Origin of the sequence: Janthinobacterium sp. GW456P, from assembly GCF_002127655.1 — a bacterium.
Lineage (GTDB): Bacteria > Pseudomonadota > Gammaproteobacteria > Burkholderiales > Burkholderiaceae_D > Janthinobacterium.
Genome location: NZ_NEHB01000025.1, coordinates 62169 through 80759, shown reverse-complemented (window position 1 = coordinate 80759; position 18591 = coordinate 62169). Strand labels below are relative to the sequence as shown.

Sequence of the window (18591 nt, the reverse complement as noted above, 5' to 3'; positions counted from 1 at the left end):
GATGGCGCGGGCGGCACGCCCACGCCATTTATGTGACAATTCGACGTACTGTCGGCTCCGTATCTCCTCCTCAGGCTCGCATCCATGACCAGTTCCCCGATTAAAAGCTACCTTCCCTGGGTGGTCGCCACCGCCCTGTTCATGGAGCAACTCGACTCCACCATCGTCAACACCGCCATCCCCGCCATGGCCGCCAGCCTGAACGTGACGCCGCTGAGCCTGAAGGCCGTCGTCACCAGCTACATCCTGAGCCTGGCCGTGTGCATTCCCATCAGCGGCTGGATGGCCGACCGCTTCGGCACGCGGCGCGTGTTTTCCGCCGCCGTTGCCATCTTTACCATCGCCTCCATCCTGTGCGGCCTGTCCGTGAATGCGCCCATGCTGGTGGCCGCGCGCCTGCTGCAGGGGGTGGGCGCGGCCATGATGATGCCGGTGGGCCGGCTCACCATCATCCGCACCTTTCCCAAGTCGCAATTGCTGGCAGCCATGAATTTCGTCATCATCCCCGCCCTGATCGGCCCCCTGCTGGGGCCCACGGTGGGCGGGCTGATCGTGCACTGGCTGTCATGGCGCGAAATTTTCTTCGTCAACGTGCCCGTCGGCCTGGCGGCGCTGTACCTGGCGCACCGCTACATGCCCGATTACTATGGCGACAAGCCCCGTCCGCTGGACCTGATCGGCCTGGTGCTGTTCGGCACGGGCATCGCGCTGCTGTCGTGGCTGCTGGAAATCTTCGGCGAACACCGTATCGACGGCACGTCGTTTGCCGTGCTGCTGTTCCTTTCCATCAGCCTGCTGGCCGCGTATGCCTGGCATTCGAGCGAAGTGCTGCACCCGTTGCTGCGCCTGACCCTGTTCAAGATCCGCACCTTTCGCGTTTCCGTGGTGGGCGGCTTCGTCACGCGCCTGGGCGTGGGTGGCCTGCCCTTCCTGTTGCCGCTGCTGTACCAGCTGGGCCTGGGCCTGCCCGCCTGGCAATCGGGCTTGCTGATGATGCCGTCGGCCGCGGCCGCCATGGGCATGAAATTCATTTCCGCGCGCGTGCTGGCCCGCTTCGGCTACCGCCAGGTGCTGATCGTCAACACGGTATTGATCGGCGTGACCATCGCCATGTTTTCGCAGGTGAGCGCGGGCACGCCCCTGTACGTGATCGTCGCCATCAGCCTGTGCATGGGCTTTTTCAATTCGCTGCAGTTTTCCAGCATGAACACCATCGCGTACGCCGACGTCGACAAGGCCGATTCGAGCATGGCCAGCACCATCGCCAGTTCGATGCAGCAACTGTCGATGAGCTTTGGCCTGGCCTTCGGTTCGCTGATCACGGGCTGGTACCTGGGCGACATGCCGCAGTCGGACCGCGCCATGCTCAGCACGGCCCTGCACCACGCCTTCCTCACCCTGGCCGCGCTGACGGTGCTGTCCTCGCTGACCTTCTGGACGCTGCGCCGCGACGATGGCGAAAGCATCAGCAAGGGTACGGACAGCGACGAGGAAGATGCGGCCGACGTGAAGGCCCGGGCCGTTGTACAGACGGAAGTGCAAACCACGAAAGGCTGAGCCATATCAAGCCTGCCGCCAGCGCCGCTGGTACTTTTGCCTGACGCTGCTACCGTGACGGCAGGAGGTGCACATGGCGGCCGAGCGGCGCTTTGCATGGAAGGGCACGGACCGCCATGGCAAGGCGGCCGAAGGCGTCTTGCGCGCCGCCGACGCCGGCGCGGCCACGCTCGCGCTAAGACGCCAGGGCATCCTGGCCACCCGGGTGCAGACTGCACGCAGCGCGCCCGGCAAGGCCATCACGCACAAGGATATCGCCCTGTTCACGCGCCAGCTGTCGACCATGATGGCGGCCGGCGTGCCGCTGCTGCACGCCTTCGACATCGCCGGCAAGGGCCACGCCAAACCCGCGATCACCGAGCTGATGCGCGACTTGCGCCATGATATCGAAGCGGGCAGCAGCCTGCAGCAGGCCTTCCGCCAGTTCCCGCTGCTGTTTGACGAGCTGTATTGCAACCTGCTGGCGGCGGGCGAACAGGCCGGCATCGTGCAGGACTTGCTGGCGCGCCTGGCCACGCACCAGGAAAAGGCCATCGCCTTGCGGCGGCAGGTGCGCGGCGCGCTGATGTATCCGCTGGTCATCGTGCTCGTCGCCATCGTCGTCACGGCCATCATCATGAGCGTGGTCGTGCCCGCCTTCCGCCAGGTCTTCGACAGCTTCGGCGCGCCCCTGCCGTTGCCTACCCTTGCAGTCATGGGCGTGTCCGCCTTCCTGGTGCATTACTGGCTGGCTCTGTTGGGGGCGCTCGTGCTCGCTTGCATGCTGCTGCACCTGGCCTGGCGCCGCTGGCCCGCCTTGCGGCGGCAGACGCAACTGCGGGCATTGCGTCTGCCCGTGTTCGGCCCGCTCCTGCGCAAGGCGGCGATCGCCCGCTGGACGCGCACCCTGGCCGCCATGTTCGCCGCCGGCGTGCCGCTGCTCGATTCGCTCGGCCTCGTGGGCGCCGCCGCCGGCCATGCGCTGTACCAGGAAGCGACAGCGCGCATCGAGCGTGAAATCCGCGCCGGCGGCAGCCTGGCCCTGGCCATGGAGCACAGCGGCGTCTTTCCCCCGCTGCTGACGCAACTGGCCCTGATCGGCGAGGAATCGGGCGCGCTCGACGCCATGCTGTCGCGCGCGGCCGAGATCATCGAGGCGGACATCGACGCCACCGTGACCACGCTTGCCACGCTGCTGGAACCGGCGCTGATGCTGGTGCTGGGCGTGCTCGTCGGTTCCCTCGTGATCGCCCTGTATTTGCCGATTTTCAAGCTGGGGGCCGTGATTTGACCATGCACCCTGCGCAAAACATCCCCATGCGCCGGCAGATGTTTTACACTGCGGCAGTGCCAGGCAATGTTTGCGCGGCAACATCATCCCCTCAGACAAGTTCACCATGCTGCAAGATACCCTGCTGTTCGCCGCGCCCGGCAATCTGCCCGTCGCCCTCGCCGCCGCCCTGTTCGGCCTGATCGTCGGCAGCTTTCTCAACGTGGTGATCCACCGCGTGCCGAAAATGATGGAGCGCGACTCCGCTAATTACGTGGCGGAAGAAAGCGGCTTGCCCTTGCCGCACACGGACCGCTACAACCTGATGCTGCCGCACTCGCACTGCACCGCTTGCGGCCACCGCATCACGGCCATGGAAAACATTCCCGTGCTCAGTTACCTGCTGCTGCGCGGCAAATGCAGCGCCTGCAAGGCGCCCATCTCCGCGCGCTATCCGCTGGTGGAACTGCTGACGGGCGCGCTGTCGGCCCTGTTGATCTGGCACTTCGGCAGCGGCTGGACGGGCCTGGCGACGCTCGTGTTTGCCTGGCTGCTGATCGCCATGACCTTCATCGATGCCGACACGCAAATGCTGCCGGACGACCTCACCTTTCCCCTGCTGTGGGCGGGCTTGCTGGTCAATATCAACGGCACTTTCGTGCCGCTGCAGGAGGCCGTCATCGGCGCGGCCGCCGGCTACCTGGCCCTGTGGGCCGTGTACTGGGCCTTCAAGCTGGCGACAGGCAAGGAGGGAATGGGCTATGGTGACTTCAAATTGCTGGCGGCGCTCGGTGCGTGGCTGGGCTGGACCATGTTGCCGACGATCATATTGTTATCGTCGGTGGTCGGCGCCGTGGTCGGCATCGGCCTGATCGTGTTTGCCAAGCGGGGGCGCGACAAGCCGATTCCCTTCGGCCCCTATCTGGCGGCGGCGGGTCTGATCGCGCTGCTGTATGGCACGCCCCTGTCGCGCCTCACGCTGGGCCTGACCAGCTGACCGGCCCCTTATGGATACACATATGCAACGACAAAACGCCCCCTATTTCAGCGTCGGACTCACCGGCGGCATCGGTTGCGGCAAGAGCACGGTGGCCGACCTGTTCGCCGCGCGCGGCGCTTCCATCGTCGATACCGACCAGATCGCCCACAGCCTGACGGCGCCGAATGGCGCGGCCATGCCAGCGCTGGTGGCGGAATTTGGCCCCGGCTACGCCGATGCGCGCGGCGCCCTCGACCGTACAAAAATGCGCAACCTGGTGTTTTCCGACGCCGCCGCCAAGGCGAAACTGGAAGCCATCCTGCACCCGCGCATCCGCCAGGCGACCCTGGAGGCGGCCGCCGCAGCAACGGGCAGCTATGTGATCTTTGCCGTTCCCCTGCTCGTCGAGTCCGGCGGCTGGGTGGAGCGGGTCAACCGCGTACTGGTCATCGATTGCCTGGAAAGCCTGCAAGTGTCGCGCGTGATGGCGCGCAATGGCTTATCGGAAGAACAAGTCACAGCCATCATGGCCACGCAGGCCACGCGGGCAATGCGTTTGGCGGCGGCGGACGACGTGATCGACAATAATGGCGATTTGGCGGCCCTGGCGCCGCAGATTGCCCAGTTGCACGATTTATATCTGGCATTTTCAAAAAGAATGGCTGGAATCGGGCCGCAACGTTTGTAATTTGTCGACGCTTGGTTCAAAATCACGGGATTGTTTGCAGGTCCTTACTTAAGGGAATTATTTTGATTGTCTACGAATACCCTTTCAATGAACGCATACGTACCTTGTTGCGGCTGGAAGACCTGTACGACAAATTCAAGTTCTTCATCCAGCAAGAGCATGCAATGCAGCATCATGTTGCCTTAGCAACTATTTTCGACATGCTCGAAGTGGCGGGCCGCGCCGACCTGAAGTCCGACCTGCTGCAGGAACTCGAGCGCCAGCGCCAAAGCCTGCTGGGCTACCGCAGCAATCCGAATGTGGAGCCGGAAACCCTCGATGCCATCCTGAGCGAACTCGACAGTGTCAGCGGCGCCCTGGTGGCGGCGCAAGGCAAGACGGGCCAGAATATCCGCGACAATGAATGGCTGATGAGCATCCGCGGCCGCACCATCATCCCGGGCGGCGCCTGCGAATTCGACTTGCCATCCTACTTTGCCTGGCAAAAGCGCAGCTGCGAGCAGCGCCTGACCGATATCCACGCCTGGTTCGCCCCGCTGGCACCGCTGTTCGATGCGCTGGCCCTGGTATTGCGCCTGCTGCGCGATTCCGGCGGGCCCGTCAAACTGATCGCGAATGGCGGCAGCTACCAGCAAATGCTGCAAGGCAAGGTGTACCAGATGCTGCGCCTGAGCCTGGATGAAAACAGCGGCGCCATCCCGGAAATTTCCGCCAACAAATATATGCTGTGGGTGCGCTTCACTACCCAGGGCGGCGACTTGAAACCCAAGCCGCTGGAAGAAGATGTGCCATTCGAGCTCACGCTCTGCAATTTTTAACTGTTACTTATTTACCCCATCATGACCGTCGTTAACTGCCCTACCTGTGCCGCCAAAGTCGAATGGACTGAAGCCAACAAATTCCGCCCTTTCTGCTCGGAACGCTGCAAGCAGATCGACCTGGGCGCCTGGGCCGAAGAGAAATACACGATCCCTGCCGCCGATCCGTTCGAGGACCCGCTGGCCGACGAAGACAACAAGCCCCAATAATCGTCAGATAAACGGATTTTCCAGGCGCAGTCCCTGCGCCGCGAAACCGTCCAGCCTGCCACTGACTACCGTCAAGCCATAGGCGATGCCCATCGCCGCGATCTGCCCGTCAACCCCGTGTATGCGGCCGCGGGCATGCAAGCGCGCACAGACGAGCGCGCAATCGAGGTCGAATTCCAGCAGCCGCGGCGCATATTCCGCCAGCACGGCTTCCAGCCAGCCCTCCAGCGCCAGGGCTTCCAGCGCCGCTTCGCGCCGCCAGCTGCACTGTATGCCTGCGCGCAATTGCGCGATCACCTGCACCGGCACATAACGCCTCTCCGGCGCTACCCGCGCGAAAAAATCGGCCACGCCCGCCGGCGCCGCACTCCCCTTGCGCGCCGCAACGATCACATCCGTATCGAGCAGATAAGCGGGCATGACTCAGGGGCGGCGCTCGAAATCCGCGTCCAGCCCCACATCGGGCATGCCGCGCAGAATATCGTCGAGCGGGCGCTTCGGCAGGGGGCGCAAGGCGCTGCGCAGGATGTCGCGGTGCTCGTCTTCGATGCTGCGTCCATGCGCGCGGGCACGCTTGTGCAGGGCGGCAATCAGCAATTCATCGGTATCGGTAAATGTCAGTGTCAGCGGCATGCGAGACTCCCCCGGTGCGTGATGAAAGCACTGTAGCGCAAAGCGCGCACGATACAAGGAAAGTCACAGCAAAGCTTGCGCCAGCACGCAGCATGGCGCTGCCCGCTGGCACCAGATCAGGCAGGCGTCAGGGATTCCCGGCGTACCGCGTCCAGCCACTCCAGCAGGGGAATGGTGGCCGGCAGCAAGGGTTCCACGCCGACCGTGCCCTGCCAGGCGAACGCCTGCCCTTCCAGGCTTTGCGGCTCGCCGCGCCATTCGCGGCTGATATAGAAATGCAGGCGCACATGGGCGTGCGGATACACATATTCGACGCCGCACCAGGCTTCGGCGCTGTCGATGTATAAACCCAGCTCCTCGACAAACTCGCGCTTCAAGGCGTCCAAAATGGCTTCACCCGGCTCGACTTTACCGCCAGGAAATTCCCAATAGCCGTCATACGGCTTGCCGGCCGGACGCTGGCCCAGCAGCACGTCGCCGTTCGGCTTCATCAGGATGCCGACGGCCACGTCGACCGGTTGTACTTTGACTTCGCTCATGGCAGCTCTCCCGCAGGGAGTTTCCCAGCATAATCGCGCGCGAATTGCCACGCCACCCGGCCCGAACGCGAACCGCGCTGCAAGGCCCAGCGCAGGGCGTCGCCGCGCGCTTGCGCGATCTGCTCCGGCGTACAGCCGAACGAAGCGAGCCAGTGCGCGGCGATATCGAGGTAATCATCCTGCTTGAACGGATAGAACGACAGCCACAGGCCGAAGCGTTCGGACAGCGAGATTTTCTCTTCCACCGTCTCGCCCGGATGCAGATCGCCATCGTCGTCCGTCTTGTAGCTGCTGTTGTCCGACATCCGCTCCGGCATCAGGTGACGGCGGTTCGAGGTGGCGTAGATCAGCACATTGTCCGATTGCGCGGCGATGCTACCGTCGAGCGCCACTTTCAGCGCCTTGTAGCCGCTTTCTCCCTCTTCGAACGACAGATCGTCGCAAAAGATGATGAAGCGCTCGGGGCGCGCCGCCACCATGTCGACGATGTCGGGCAAGTCGGCCAGGTCGGCTTTGTCCACTTCGATCAAACGCAGGCCCTGGCCGGCGAACTGGTTCAGGCATGCCTTGATCAGCGAAGACTTGCCCGTGCCGCGCGCGCCCGTCAGCAGCACGTTGTTGGCGGGGCGACTGGCGACGAACTGCCGCGTGTTCTGCTCGATCTGCGCCTTTTGCGTGCCGATGTTGTGCAAGTCATCCAGCGCGATGGACGACACATGGGCCACCGCCTGCAGATGGCTGGCGGCGCCCTGCCGGCGGCGCCAGCGGAAGGCAAAGCTGTTCCAGTCCGGTGCGGGCACCGGCTGCGGCAGGATCGCTTCCACGCGCGCCAGCAAGGCTTCGGCGCGGATCAGGAATTGATCAAGGCCGGTCATGAGCGGTAGTCGGCGTTGATCGACACGTAGTCATGCGACAGGTCGCATGTCCACAGGGTGGCCGTGGCATCGCCGCGCGCCAGTTTTACACGGATGGTGATTTCGCTTTGCTGCATCACGCGCTGGCCATCCTGTTCCTGGTAGTCCGGGTTGCGCCCGCCATTCTTGGCCACCCATACGTCGTCCAGGTACAGGTTCAACTGGCCCACGTCCAGGTCGTCCACGCCCGCGTAGCCGATGGCGGCCAGGATGCGGCCCAGGTTCGGATCGGACGCAAAGAACGCGGTTTTCACCAGCGGCGAATGGGCGATGGAATAGGCGATCTTGCGGCACTCTTCCACGTTGCGGCCGTCTTCCACGGTCACCGTCATGAATTTGGTGGCGCCTTCGCCGTCGCGCACGATGGCTTGCGCCAGAAAAGTAGACAGTTCGGTGACGGCAGCGGCCAGTTCCGCATAGTGCGGCGAATCGATGGAATCGATGACCAGGCTGCCCGCGCCCGTGGCCACCAGCATGAACGAGTCATTGGTGGACGTGTCGCCGTCGATGGTGATGCAGTTGAACGATTTGTCGGCTGCCTGTTTCACCAGCTGGTCCAGCACGGGCTGGGCCACGGTGGCGTCGAAGGCGAGGAAGCCCAGCATAGTGGCCATGTTCGGTTTGATCATGCCGGCGCCCTTGCTGATGCCCGTCAGGGTCACCGCATGGCCACCGATGGTGACCGTGCGCGAACCGGCTTTCGGCTGCGTGTCGGTGGTCATGATGGCTTCGGCGGCCGAGAACCAGTTGTCCGAGGTCAGCGCGGCGACGGCTTGCGGCAGGCCGGCGACCAGGCGCTGCACGGGCAGCGGTTCGAGGATCACGCCGGTGGAAAACGGCAGGATTTGCTGCGGCGTGCAGCCCAGCAGTTCGGCCAGCGCGGCGCAGCTGGCCTGCGCGTCGGCCAGGCCCGATTCGCCCGTGCCCGCATTCGCGTTGCCCGTGTTGACCAGCAGCGCGCGGATCGGCGCGGCGCCGGCCGTCACGGCGGCCAGGTTGGCTTTCGAAATTTGCACGGGCGCCGCGCAGAAGCGGTTCAGGGTGAACACGCCGGCCACGGTGGCCGTCGGCGCCAGTTTCAATACCAGCAAATCCTTGCGGTTGGGTTTCTTGATGCCGGCTTCGGCAACACCGATTTCAATGCCGGCGACGGCTTTCAAGTCGGCGGCGACGGGCTTGGGAGAATTGACGGCCATATGAGTTCTTCTGCGAGGGAAAAGGGAAGCGCTATTGTAGCGCCTTCGCGGCGCGGGTGAACATGCGGCCAGTGAATAGTCGCGGCGGCTCGGGCAGCATGGCCAGGCTTGCGATTTATCAGAACCCTGCCGTCTGGCGGCGCTAAGGTAGGGGAATGGACGATGGCGAGTCTTGCAATCGCACGCTCCAGGGAAGGATGTCATGGCGCAGGGTCAAACAAACCGGATGCAGCGCAGCGCTTCAGGCCTGTCGTGCCCGGTGCGCCGGCTATCCCTGCTTTGCCTGATGGCCTCGTTGACAGCCTGTACGGTGCCGCGTGGCCCGGCAGATGGCGCCGGCATCCACGTCACTGAACAGGCATCCGAAGCGCCGCCTGCCTCGTCACCACCACCACCGGCTCCAGCTGCGGCTCCAGCCGCGGAAGCGCCTCCCACGCCAGCCACTACCGTAGGGCGGCGGCCACCGCCGGCCAGTCCGTTGAGCGGCGCATGGTCAGGCACGGGCGGCCTGCTCGGCAAGCTCGGCAACCTGTTCGGCAGCGGGGCAGACGGCTCCGCCATCAGTCAAATAACCGCCGCGCCTGCGCCCGGCGCCACGCACGTCACCGTGTATTACGCCACCGACCGGCAATACCAGCGCAGCCGCCACAATTATGGCTGGCAGCCCAACCGCGTGGCGCCCTACCTGAGCTATGGCAGCGTCGTCGTGAGCATCCCGGAGAAAAGAGCGCCGGGCGAGCTGCCGCTGCCGCCCTGGTACGCCATCCTGTCCGGCGACAATGCGCAAAAATATGTGCTGATCAAGGAAACCACGCGCCTGTCGCGCGCGGATTTTCTCGCCACCGTCCAGGCCGGGATACGGGCTGCCCCGGAACGGCACGCCGCCTTCATCTACATCCACGGCTACAGCAACTCGTTTGACGATGCCGCCCGGCGCACGGCGCAGATGGCGGTCGACCTCGATATCGGCGCCCTGCCCGTGTTCTACAGCTGGCCATCGAAAGGCACGCTGGCCGGCTATGAGTTCGATGAAAATGCCGCCGAATGGACGCAATCGCACCTGCAGGCCTTCCTGGCCGACTTCGCCGAGCACTCTTCCGCCACCGATATCTACATCATCGCCCACAGCATGGGCAACCGCCCGATGACCGTGGCCCTGGCCAGCCTGCTGGAAAAGCGCCCCGACCTGCGGCCCTTGTTCAAGCAGGTGGTGCTGGCGGCGCCGGACATCAATGCCGACATCTTCCGCGAGCAGATCGCTCCCCGTTTTGCCAGCCTCAAGCTTCCCGCCACCCTGTACGCGTCCGCGAACGACAAGGCCATCCGCGCTTCCTACAGTTTTGCCGACTGGGACAGGATAGGTGACATCCGCGGCCCCGTCGTCGGCATCCCCGGCATGGAGCTCGTCGATGCCTCGGCCGTCATCATGAATTTCATGGGACACGATTACTTCGCCAGCAACCGCGTCCTGCTGACCGATATCGCCACCATGATCAAGACGGGGCAGCGGGCAAGGAACCGCGGCGGCTTGAAAGGCATTCCAGCGCAGGCCCCGCAGTACTGGGCCTTTCCCTGAACCGCCGGCCAGGCGCGAAAAAAAAACGGAGACCGCGGTCTCCGTTTTTGTTCACGCTGACAAACCGCGCTTAAGCCAGCTTGCCGTGGCAAGCCTTGTACTTCTTGCCGCTGCCGCAAGGGCATGGGTCGTTGCGGCCCACTTTGACGCCCATGCTCACGCTCATGTCGTCGACATACTGGTCGTTGCTGTCGCCAGCCGTCGGCGCCAGCAGTTCTTCCGGCGCCGCGTTCGGGTCGAATTCGGCGTGCTGGTAGTGCACGTTTTCCACGTGCGACTGCTGCATCGCCTGTTCGGCCGCATCGACTTCTTCGCGCGACTGGATACGCACCGTCATCACGTGTTTCGTGACGTCGTTCTTGATCATGTCGAGCATCTGGCCGAACAGTTCAAACGCTTCGCGCTTGTATTCCTGTTTCGGATTCTTCTGCGCATAACCGCGCAGGTGAATACCCTGGCGCAGGTGATCGAGCGCCGCCAGGTGTTCGCGCCAATGGCTGTCCACGCTTTGCAGCATGACATTGCGCTCGAAGCCGCCAAACGATTCCTTGCCGACGATATCGATCTTCGACTGGTACACGGCATCGGCCGCGGCCAGCACTTTTTCCAGGATCTCTTCGTCCGTCAGCGTCGAATCGGCTTCCAGCATTTGCTGCAGCGGCAGGTCGAGCTGCCATTCGCTGGCCAGGGTATTTTCCAGGCCTTTGATATCCCACTGCTCTTCCACCGATTCGCGCGGCACGTACTCGTGCACCAGGTCGGTGAACACGCCATGGCGCAGCGAGCCGATCATCTCGGAAATATCGGTCGTTTCCAGCAGCTCGTTACGCTGCTGGTAGATGACCTTGCGCTGGTCGTTGGCGACGTCATCGTATTCCAGCAATTGCTTGCGGATGTCGAAGTTGCGCGCTTCGACCTTGCGCTGGGCCGATTCGATCGAACGCGAGACGATGCCTGCCTCGATCGGTTCGCCTTCCGGCATTTTCAAACGGTCCATCACGGCGCGCACGCGGTCGCCGGCGAAGATGCGCAGCAGCGCGTCGTCGAGCGACAGGTAGAAGCGCGAGGAACCCGGATCGCCCTGGCGGCCGGCACGGCCACGCAACTGATTGTCGACGCGGCGCGATTCATGGCGCTCGGTGCCGATGATGTGCAAGCCGCCCGCATTGACCACGTGGTCGTGCAGCGACTGCCACTCATCGCGCAGCTGCTGCGACTGAGCTGCCTTGTCGGCGTCGCCCAGTTCAGCATTGGCTTCGATGAACTTGATCTGGTTTTCGACGTTACCGCCCAAGACGATGTCCGTACCGCGGCCTGCCATGTTGGTGGCGATGGTGATGGCTTTCGGACGGCCTGCCTGGGCGATGATTTCCGCTTCGCGCGCATGCTGTTTCGCGTTCAGCACGTTGTGCGGCAAACCGGCCTTGGTCAGAATGCCCGACAGCAGTTCCGAGTTCTCGATCGAGGTCGTGCCCACCAGCACGGGCTGGCCGCGCTCGTAGCAATCGCGGATGTCGTTCAACATCGCGTTGTATTTTTCCGCCGACGATTTATAGACCTGATCCTGGCGGTCCTTGCGCTGCAGCGGACGGTTTTGCGGGATCACGACCGTTTCCAGGCCGTAGATTTCCTGGAATTCGTATGCTTCGGTATCGGCCGTACCGGTCATGCCGGCCAGCTTGGCGTACATGCGGAAGTAGTTCTGGAAGGTGATCGAGGCCAGCGTCTGGTTCTCGTTCTGGATCTTGACGCCTTCTTTCGCTTCGACGGCCTGGTGCAAGCCATCGGACCAGCGGCGGCCCGTCATCAGACGGCCCGTGAATTCATCGACGATCACCACTTCATTGTTCTGCACCACATAGTGCTGATCCTTGAAGTACAGCGCATGCGCGCGCAGGGCCGCATACAGGTGGTGCACGAGGGTGATGTTGGCCGAATCGTACAGCGACGCGCCTTCCGGCAGCAGGCCCATTTCCATCAGGATGCCTTCGGCCTTTTCGTGGCCGGCTTCCGTCAGCAGCACCTGGTGCGCCTTTTCATCCTTGGTGTAGTCGCCCGGCACTTCCACTTTACCCTTGCCGTCCGGCGTTTCTTCGCCGATTTGCAAGGTCAGCCGCGCAGGCACCGCATTGATCTTGTGATACAGGTCGGTATGGTTCTCGGCCTGACCCGAAATGATCAGCGGCGTACGCGCTTCATCGATCAGGATCGAGTCGACTTCATCGACGATGCCGAAGTTCAGGCTGCGCTGCACGCGCTCGCGCGCTTCGTAGACCATGTTATCGCGCAAGAAGTCGAAACCGAATTCATTGTTCGTGCCGTACGTGATGTCGGCGTTGTACGCCTGCTGCTTGGCGCTGTGCTCCATCTGCGACATGTTCACGCCAGTCGACAGGCCCAGCCACGCATACAGTCGGCCCATGGTCTCGGCATCGCGCTGCGCCAGGTAATCATTGACGGTGACGATATGCACGCCCTTGCCCGACAAGGCATTCAGGTAGGCTGGCAAGGTTGCCATCAGGGTCTTGCCCTCGCCCGTGCCCATCTCCGCGATCTTACCGAAATGCAAGACCATGCCGCCGATCATCTGCACATCGAAATGGCGCATGCGCAGGACGCGCTTGCTGGCCTCGCGGCACACGGCAAATGCTTCCGGCAACAAGGCATCGAGCGATTCGCCGGCGGCGATGCGTTCCTTGAAGGCAGGCGTCTTCGCTTGCAGCTCGGCATCCGACAGCTTTTCGATGGCCGGCTCGAGCGCATTGATCTCGCGTACCGTTTTTTGGTATTGCTTGAGCAGCCGCTGGTTGCGGCTACCGAAAATCTGGGTCAGTAATGACATGCTTGAATTCTTGAAAAAACGCCGTTAAAAAAAGCTCGGTAGGTGACGACGAGGTAATAATCGCGTGACCGCACGGAGTTCGACTATGGCAAAAGACGATGATTTTATCATGCGTTCCCGACATGGTTGGGGTAATGCGCCATATAACAATAGCTTAATGACAAACAAATGGCAGAAATTGCGGACATTTTCCATACTGTAAGGCAATACGGCCCACCCGCTCGCGCCGCACCCGCCGCCCCACTCGTCACGCGCGGGCGAGTGTGCTATGTTTCGGCCATGCGAACTCCCACTTATTCTCCGGCACCGCGCCGCGGCTACGGCTTTGCCCGTTCCGGCCCGGCCGCCACGGGCGCGACCGATTTCCTGCGCGGCAACGCGACGATGGCGTCGCTGATGCCCACCGTCACGCGCCTGGCCGCCCTGCAAAAGGATTGCGCCAAGGCCTTGCCCGCGATGTTCGAACATTGCGACATCCTGCAATTCGAGAGCGGGCAACTGGTGCTGGCCACGCCGAACGCGGCGCTGGCGGCCAAGCTCAAGCAGCAATTGCCGAAACTGCAAGGGGAACTGGAAAGAAAGGGCTGGCAGATTTCAGGCATCAAGCTGAAAGTGCAAGTCATCAAGAGTATCGCGCCCATCGTGCATACGCGGGCGCTGGTGTTGCCGGAAAAAGCCATGTCGGCCCTGGAAGAGCTGAGCACGGCCCTGCCGGCGTCGAAGCAGAACGAGCAATTGATCGCGGCGCTGCGCAGTTTAGTGCGCCACCACCGCGAACCTCAAGATTAGGACTGCCCAGCAACATTTTGACGCCTCAGAAAACCGTAGCGAGCGGAAGGGAGAGGTGGCTAAGAAGCGCAACCGTACGAAGGTACGGTGAGCATCACAGGCCGCCTATACCGACGCGCAGTAGGTTTAATGAGGTGTCGCTCAGATCAGGTCAGCGACCACTCGCGTTCCATCTGGCGCAGATACGACTGCGGCGCCGTCTCATTCGTGGCGAACGAAACGATTTCATACGATTCCGGCTGCTCCAGCAGCGCCAGCAGCAGCTGGTTGTTCAGCGCATGACCCGATTTATGGGCCGTGTAGTAGGCGAGCAGCGGGTGGCCCACCAGATACAGGTCGCCGATGGCATCGAGGATCTTATGACGCACGAACTCGTCTTCGTAGCGCAGGCCATCGGCGTTGAGAATGCGGTATTCGTCCATCACGATGGCGTTTTCCAGCGAACCGCCACGGGCCAGGCCCATGCCGCGCAAGCTTTCCACGTCCTGCATGAAACCGAAGGTGCGCGCACGCGCCACGTCGTGCACGTAGGACACGTCGCCAAAGTCCACCGAGGCGCGCTGCATCGTGCCATCGACGGCCGGGTGGTTGAATTCGATGAAGAAATCGAGCTTGAAGCCGTCGTACGGCGACAGGCGCGCCCATTTCTCCGCATCGCCCTTGCCGTGACGCACTTCCACGGGCTTGATGACCTTGATGAATTTCTTCGGCGCCTGCTGCTCCTCCACCCCGGCCTGCTGCAGCAGGTAGACGAAGGACGAGGCGGAACCGTCCATGATGGGAATTTCTTCCGCATTCACGTCGATCAGCATATTGTCGATGCCCAGGCCGGCGGCGGCCGACATCAGATGTTCCACAGTAGAAACCCTGGCGCCGTCCTTGATCAGCACGGAAGCCATGCGCGTATCGCCCACGGCCATGGCGCTGGCGGGAAACTCGACGATGGGATCGAGGTCGATGCGGCGGAACACGATGCCCGTGTCGATCGCGGCGGGACGCAAGGTCAGTTCCACCTTGGTGCCGGAATGCAAACCGACACCGATGGTGCGGACCTGTTGTTTGATGGTGCGTTGTTTTAACATCTGTCGATTATATCCATTTGGCGTCTTTTCGTTGCGGAGCAGCATCGTCCGAGCCAGAAAAACCACAATGTGCGATCAAGGATGTTCGCTTTCCGCATGCACGGCTTCGCGCCGCACCAGATAAATGCCGCTGCCGATGATGATGGCCGCGCCGATCAGCGTGTATTCGTCGGGCAAGGCGCGCCACAGCAGCCAGTCCAGGGCCATGCCCCAGGCCAGGGCCGAGTATTCGAACGGCGCCACGCTCGACGCCTTGCCATGGCGAAACGCCTCCGTGATGGCCAGCTGGCCCAGGAAGCCGCTCAGCGACAAGCCCGCCAGCAGCCACCAGTCTTCGCCGCGGATGCTCACCCACTCGTGCACCGACAGGGCCACGCCGCCGGCAGCCATCATCACCATCAGCCAGAAGACCATGCTTTCGCTGGCGTCCGTGCGGCTCAGGATGCGGCCCGTGACGGCCGAGATGGCGTAGCAGGCGGCCGAACCCAGCACGGCCAGCCCGGCTACCGAAAAGAAGCCCGAACCGTCGGGGCGCAAGGCCACCAGCACGCCCGCCAGGCCCACGGCGATCGCGCACCAGCGCGCCAGGTCGACTTTTTCCTTCAGGATAAAAACCGACAGGATCGTGATCAGCAAGGGAGCAACGAAAAACAGCGAATACGCTTCGGCCAGCGACATGCGTTTCAAGCCGTAGGCGAACAGGGTAATCATCAGCACGCCCAGCGCGCCGCGCAGCACATGCAGCGGCCAGCGCACCTTCAGCACGTTCTTGAAGGCGCCGCGGTACAACAGGTACAGGCACACGAGCGGCAACGACGACAGCGCGCGCAAGGCCGTCACCTGCATGGCGGGGTAGTGGGCGGACAGCAGTTTCATGGCCGTGTCCATCAGGGAAAACATGGCGACGGCGACCAGCATCACATAGATGCTGCGCAGATTAGAGTTGCGGGATAGCAGGACAGACTCCTGGCGAAAGAGCGGGGCCGTCATCATGGCGACGGCCGGAGCCAGGACAGCTTGGTCTGGAAAGGCAGGGCCAGGCCGTCCGCCCGATTATAGCAAGCGCAGCCGTTTTACCTTATGACACAGGCAACAGCATCACCAGTTTCAATTCATGCTGGCGCGCCAGGTGCAGGGTCACCTGGTGATAGCCAAGCAGGCCCAGCTGCGGATGCTGAAATTGGCGCAGGCCGCCATCGCGGCCCTGCACCTGCTGCGCGCCCCACCACTGGCGAAATTCAGGGCTGGCGTCGGCCAGTTCGGCGATCAGGCCGGCCAGCGGCGCCTGGTCCGCGTGGCGGCCGATATCGGCGCGAAACTCCGCCACCAGGCGCCGCGCCCGCTCGGGCCAGCCGACGACCAGCGCGCGCGCGTCCGGCGCCAGGAACATGAAGCGCAGCTGGTTCGGCGCAGCCGCATCGCCATGCAGCCAGCCCGTAAACAAGGTGGACGCGGCCTCGTTCCACGCCACGGCGTTCCATGCGCGGTCGAGGATGTAGGCGGGCGCGTCGATGGCGGCGACGATGGCGGCCAGTTCGGCGCTAGCAGGCCCGCCACCCTCGCCTGTGCCATGGCTGGGGTCATGCTTGTCCGCCACTTCGAACAGATAGGCGCGCTCGGCTGTGCTCAGCTGCAGCACCTGCGCCAGGCGGGCCAGCATCCTGGCCGAGGCCGACACGGGCCGCCCCTGCTCCAGCCACGTCAGCCATGTGGGGCTGACATCGCACAACTGCGCCAGCTCTTCGCGGCGCAAGCCCGGCGTGCGCCGCCGCCCGCCGCCGGGCAGGCCGGCCATGGCGGGAGTGACGGCTTCGCGCCGGGCGCGGATGAATTCAGCGAGTTTGTTCGACATGGCAGCTCTGCATGGTAGTGGATATACCAGTATAAGTTATGGTCTTGTTACAGGATAATTTTATCCCTATTCTGCAGGAACTCACCCATCAACAGGAGAACACCATGCAGCAGCACGATGTCGTTACCGAACAGTTTGGCAAGACGGCCCATGCCTACCTGAGCAGCGCGGTCCACGCGCAAGGCGCCGACCTGGTGCTGATGCAGGAATGCGCGCGCCGCCACGGCAAACCCGTCGTGCTGGACCTGGGCTGCGGCGCCGGCCACGCCAGCTTTGCCGTCGCCCCCGTGGCACAATCGGTTGTCGCCTTCGACCTGGCGCAGCCCATGCTCGACGTAGTCGATTGCGCCAGGGTGCAGCGCGGCTTGCACAATATCAGCACGCAACAGGGCGACGTGGCGCGTCTGCCGTTTGCCGACACCAGCTTCGACATGGTCGTCACGCGCTTTTCCGCGCACCACTGGAACGACGTGGCCGCAGCCTTGGCCGAAGCGTGGCGCGTGCTGCGCCCGAACGGCACCTTGCTGGTGATCGACATCGTGGCTCCGAAGACGGCCCTGTACGACAGCACATTGCAGGCGGTGGAAATGCTGCGCGACGCCTCGCACGTGCGCGACTACCGCACCTGCGAATGGGGCGCCAAGTTCGACAACGCGGGATTCACGCACAGCTTGCGCAGCGTGTGGAAACTGACGATGCAGTTCGACGAATGGGTGGCGCGCATGCGCACGCCGAACGAGCGGGTGGCGGCCATCCGCAACCTGTTCGATGGCGCGCCTGAGGAAGCGCGAAAGTATTTCGCGCTGCAGGACGATTATTCGTTCAGCATCGACGCGGCCATGTTCGAGGCAACGAAACCGTCGGTACAATAAACGTGAAAACGGCGCCGATGGCGCCGTTTTGTATTGCGTAGCTTGGGTAGCTTGCGTAGGTTGGATTAGCGCGCAGCGCGTAATCCAACAGTGCTGAAGCGAACGCGGTGCGAATGCGGTTCGAACGCAGCATGTCGGCTTACGCTGCGCTAAGCCGACCTACGCCGACCTGCGCCGACCCGCGATCTGCTTAGGCCAGCTGGCCCAGCAAGGTCTCGGCATTCGACACTTCAAACTTGCCGCCCTGCTCGACGTTCAATTGCGTCACGACGCCATTGTCGACCAGCATCGAGTAGCGCTGCGAGCGCGTGCCCATGCCGTGCTTGGAGAAATCGGCGTCCAGGCCCAGGGCCTTGCTGTAGGCGGCGTTGCCGTCAGCCATCATGCGCACGACGCCTGTGGCTTTCTGGTCGCGGCCCCAGGCGCCCATCACGAACGCGTCGTTGACGGAGATGCACCAGATTTCATCGACGCCTTTGGCTTTCAGGTCGGCGGCGTGCTTGACGTAGCCCGGCACGTGCTGTGCGGAGCAGGTCGGGGTGTAGGCGCCTGGCAGGCCGAAGATGGCGATCTTCTTGCCCTTGACCAGGTCTTGCACGTTGAACGTGTTCGGGCCCAGTGCGCAACCTTCGGTTTCGCTTTCGATGAATTCAGCCAGGGTGCCTTCTGGCAGGGTGTCGCCGATCTTGATGGTCATGTTGACTCCTTGTGTACTGTCGGTTGAGGATGCTGCCGGCATGATGCCGACACTGCGCGATAGTATGCCTGACTTGCCGTATTTGTGCAGAAAACGGC

The 18591-nt window shown here is 63.1% G+C and carries 19 protein-coding genes; 9 read left to right on the top strand and 10 right to left on the bottom strand.

Annotated features, from left to right (window positions below; genetic code table 11):
- The first annotated feature begins 84 nt into the window (after positions 1-84).
- From CBW66_RS21000 to yacG, 6 genes are all read left to right on the top strand, one after another.
- Positions 85-1557, top strand: a complete 1473-nt coding sequence (locus CBW66_RS21000) for a DHA2 family efflux MFS transporter permease subunit (protein WP_230492243.1) — start codon at positions 85-87, stop codon at positions 1555-1557.
- 73 nt (positions 1558-1630) lie between these two features.
- Positions 1631-2827, top strand: a complete 1197-nt coding sequence (locus CBW66_RS20995; RefSeq protein WP_086139112.1) for a type II secretion system F family protein — start codon at positions 1631-1633, stop codon at positions 2825-2827.
- Positions 2828-2933: 106 nt separating this feature from the next.
- A complete protein-coding gene (locus CBW66_RS20990; protein WP_086139134.1) occupies positions 2934-3803 on the top strand; it encodes an A24 family peptidase in 870 nt (289 codons plus the stop codon).
- 22 nt (positions 3804-3825) lie between these two features.
- Positions 3826-4473 (top strand): dephospho-CoA kinase, encoded by a 648-nt coding sequence (coaE, locus tag CBW66_RS20985; RefSeq protein WP_086139111.1) that lies wholly within the window; start codon positions 3826-3828, stop codon positions 4471-4473.
- 62 nt (positions 4474-4535) lie between these two features.
- Positions 4536-5291: a cell division protein ZapD gene (gene zapD / locus CBW66_RS20980; RefSeq protein WP_086139110.1), complete on the top strand. Its 756-nt coding sequence runs from the start codon at positions 4536-4538 to the stop codon at positions 5289-5291.
- Positions 5292-5309: 18 nt separating this feature from the next.
- A complete protein-coding gene (yacG, locus tag CBW66_RS20975; RefSeq protein WP_034748814.1) occupies positions 5310-5501 on the top strand; it encodes a DNA gyrase inhibitor YacG in 192 nt (63 codons plus the stop codon).
- Between the two features lie 3 nt (positions 5502-5504).
- Here the strand turns inward: yacG and CBW66_RS20970 are convergent, their stop codons facing one another.
- From CBW66_RS20970 to argJ, 5 genes are all read right to left on the bottom strand, one after another.
- A complete protein-coding gene (locus CBW66_RS20970; RefSeq protein WP_086139109.1) occupies positions 5505-5921 on the bottom strand; it encodes a PIN domain-containing protein in 417 nt (138 codons plus the stop codon).
- A 3-nt stretch (positions 5922-5924) separates the two neighbouring features.
- Positions 5925-6134: a hypothetical protein gene (locus tag CBW66_RS20965; RefSeq protein ID WP_070219361.1), complete on the bottom strand. Its 210-nt coding sequence runs from the start codon at positions 6132-6134 to the stop codon at positions 5925-5927.
- Positions 6135-6250: 116 nt separating this feature from the next.
- Entirely contained in the window at positions 6251-6673 is a 423-nt protein-coding gene (locus CBW66_RS20960) for an NUDIX domain-containing protein (protein ID WP_086139108.1), read from the bottom strand.
- Positions 6670-7548 (bottom strand): ATP-binding protein, encoded by an 879-nt coding sequence (locus tag CBW66_RS20955; RefSeq protein ID WP_086139107.1) that lies wholly within the window; start codon positions 7546-7548, stop codon positions 6670-6672. Before CBW66_RS20955 ends, CBW66_RS20960 begins: the two co-directional genes overlap by 4 nt.
- On the bottom strand, positions 7545-8783 hold the full coding sequence (gene argJ, locus CBW66_RS20950; protein ID WP_034784989.1) for a bifunctional glutamate N-acetyltransferase/amino-acid acetyltransferase ArgJ: 1239 nt from the start codon (positions 8781-8783) through the stop codon (positions 7545-7547). Before argJ ends, CBW66_RS20955 begins: the two co-directional genes overlap by 4 nt.
- A 478-nt stretch (positions 8784-9261) precedes the next feature.
- Here argJ and CBW66_RS20945 point away from each other — a divergent pair, with 478 nt between their 5' ends.
- Entirely contained in the window at positions 9262-10359 is a 1098-nt protein-coding gene (locus CBW66_RS20945; RefSeq protein ID WP_172402985.1) for an alpha/beta hydrolase, read from the top strand.
- A 70-nt stretch (positions 10360-10429) separates the two neighbouring features.
- Here the strand turns inward: CBW66_RS20945 and secA are convergent, their stop codons facing one another.
- Positions 10430-13201 carry a preprotein translocase subunit SecA gene (gene secA / locus CBW66_RS20940; protein ID WP_086139105.1) on the bottom strand — a complete coding sequence of 924 codons (2772 nt, stop codon included), beginning with the start codon at positions 13199-13201 and terminating at the stop codon, positions 10430-10432.
- Positions 13202-13480: 279 nt separating this feature from the next.
- Here secA and CBW66_RS20935 point away from each other — a divergent pair, with 279 nt between their 5' ends.
- Positions 13481-13990 carry a DciA family protein gene (locus CBW66_RS20935; protein ID WP_086139104.1) on the top strand — a complete coding sequence of 170 codons (510 nt, stop codon included), beginning with the start codon at positions 13481-13483 and terminating at the stop codon, positions 13988-13990.
- A gap of 146 nt (positions 13991-14136) precedes the next feature.
- On the opposite strand, the gene lpxC is transcribed toward CBW66_RS20935, so the two are convergent.
- The 3 genes from lpxC to CBW66_RS20920 all read right to left on the bottom strand — a co-directional run bounded on the left by lpxC (position 14137) and on the right by CBW66_RS20920 (position 16924).
- Positions 14137-15072, bottom strand: a complete 936-nt coding sequence (gene lpxC, locus CBW66_RS20930) for a UDP-3-O-acyl-N-acetylglucosamine deacetylase (protein WP_086139103.1) — start codon at positions 15070-15072, stop codon at positions 14137-14139.
- 75 nt (positions 15073-15147) lie between these two features.
- Positions 15148-15990 (bottom strand): DMT family transporter, encoded by an 843-nt coding sequence (locus CBW66_RS20925; RefSeq protein WP_086139102.1) that lies wholly within the window; start codon positions 15988-15990, stop codon positions 15148-15150.
- Between the two features lie 160 nt (positions 15991-16150).
- A complete protein-coding gene (locus CBW66_RS20920; protein WP_086139101.1) occupies positions 16151-16924 on the bottom strand; it encodes a helix-turn-helix transcriptional regulator in 774 nt (257 codons plus the stop codon).
- A gap of 104 nt (positions 16925-17028) precedes the next feature.
- Between CBW66_RS20920 and CBW66_RS20915 the strand changes: the two genes are divergently transcribed.
- Positions 17029-17796, top strand: coding sequence for a class I SAM-dependent methyltransferase (locus tag CBW66_RS20915; protein WP_086139100.1), 768 nt, complete (start codon positions 17029-17031; stop codon positions 17794-17796).
- A 190-nt stretch (positions 17797-17986) separates the two neighbouring features.
- On the opposite strand, the gene CBW66_RS20910 is transcribed toward CBW66_RS20915, so the two are convergent.
- On the bottom strand, positions 17987-18493 hold the full coding sequence (locus CBW66_RS20910) for a peroxiredoxin (RefSeq protein ID WP_086139099.1): 507 nt from the start codon (positions 18491-18493) through the stop codon (positions 17987-17989).
- Positions 18494-18591 lie beyond the last annotated feature (98 nt).

Excerpts from the sequence above, each read along its gene's own strand:
- CBW66_RS21000 (WP_230492243.1), top strand. The coding sequence starts at position 85 with ATGACCAGTTCCCCGATTAAAAGCTACCTTCCCTGGGTGGTCGCCACC.
- CBW66_RS20995 (WP_086139112.1), top strand. The coding sequence starts at position 1,631 with ATGGCGGCCGAGCGGCGCTTTGCATGGAAGGGCACGGACCGCCATGGC.
- CBW66_RS20990 (WP_086139134.1), top strand. The coding sequence starts at position 2,934 with ATGCTGCAAGATACCCTGCTGTTCGCCGCGCCCGGCAATCTGCCCGTC.
- coaE (WP_086139111.1), top strand. The coding sequence starts at position 3,826 with ATGCAACGACAAAACGCCCCCTATTTCAGCGTCGGACTCACCGGCGGC.
- CBW66_RS20970 (WP_086139109.1), bottom strand. The coding sequence starts at position 5,921 with ATGCCCGCTTATCTGCTCGATACGGATGTGATCGTTGCGGCGCGCAAG.
- CBW66_RS20965 (WP_070219361.1), bottom strand. The coding sequence starts at position 6,134 with ATGCCGCTGACACTGACATTTACCGATACCGATGAATTGCTGATTGCC.
- CBW66_RS20960 (WP_086139108.1), bottom strand. The coding sequence starts at position 6,673 with ATGAGCGAAGTCAAAGTACAACCGGTCGACGTGGCCGTCGGCATCCTG.
- CBW66_RS20955 (WP_086139107.1), bottom strand. The coding sequence starts at position 7,548 with ATGACCGGCCTTGATCAATTCCTGATCCGCGCCGAAGCCTTGCTGGCG.
- argJ (WP_034784989.1), bottom strand. The coding sequence starts at position 8,783 with ATGGCCGTCAATTCTCCCAAGCCCGTCGCCGCCGACTTGAAAGCCGTC.
- secA (WP_086139105.1), bottom strand. The coding sequence starts at position 13,201 with ATGTCATTACTGACCCAGATTTTCGGTAGCCGCAACCAGCGGCTGCTC.
- CBW66_RS20935 (WP_086139104.1), top strand. The coding sequence starts at position 13,481 with ATGCGAACTCCCACTTATTCTCCGGCACCGCGCCGCGGCTACGGCTTT.
- lpxC (WP_086139103.1), bottom strand. The coding sequence starts at position 15,072 with ATGTTAAAACAACGCACCATCAAACAACAGGTCCGCACCATCGGTGTC.
- CBW66_RS20925 (WP_086139102.1), bottom strand. The coding sequence starts at position 15,990 with ATGCTGGTCGCCGTCGCCATGTTTTCCCTGATGGACACGGCCATGAAA.
- CBW66_RS20920 (WP_086139101.1), bottom strand. The coding sequence starts at position 16,924 with ATGTCGAACAAACTCGCTGAATTCATCCGCGCCCGGCGCGAAGCCGTC.
- CBW66_RS20915 (WP_086139100.1), top strand. The coding sequence starts at position 17,029 with ATGCAGCAGCACGATGTCGTTACCGAACAGTTTGGCAAGACGGCCCAT.
- CBW66_RS20910 (WP_086139099.1), bottom strand. The coding sequence starts at position 18,493 with ATGACCATCAAGATCGGCGACACCCTGCCAGAAGGCACCCTGGCTGAA.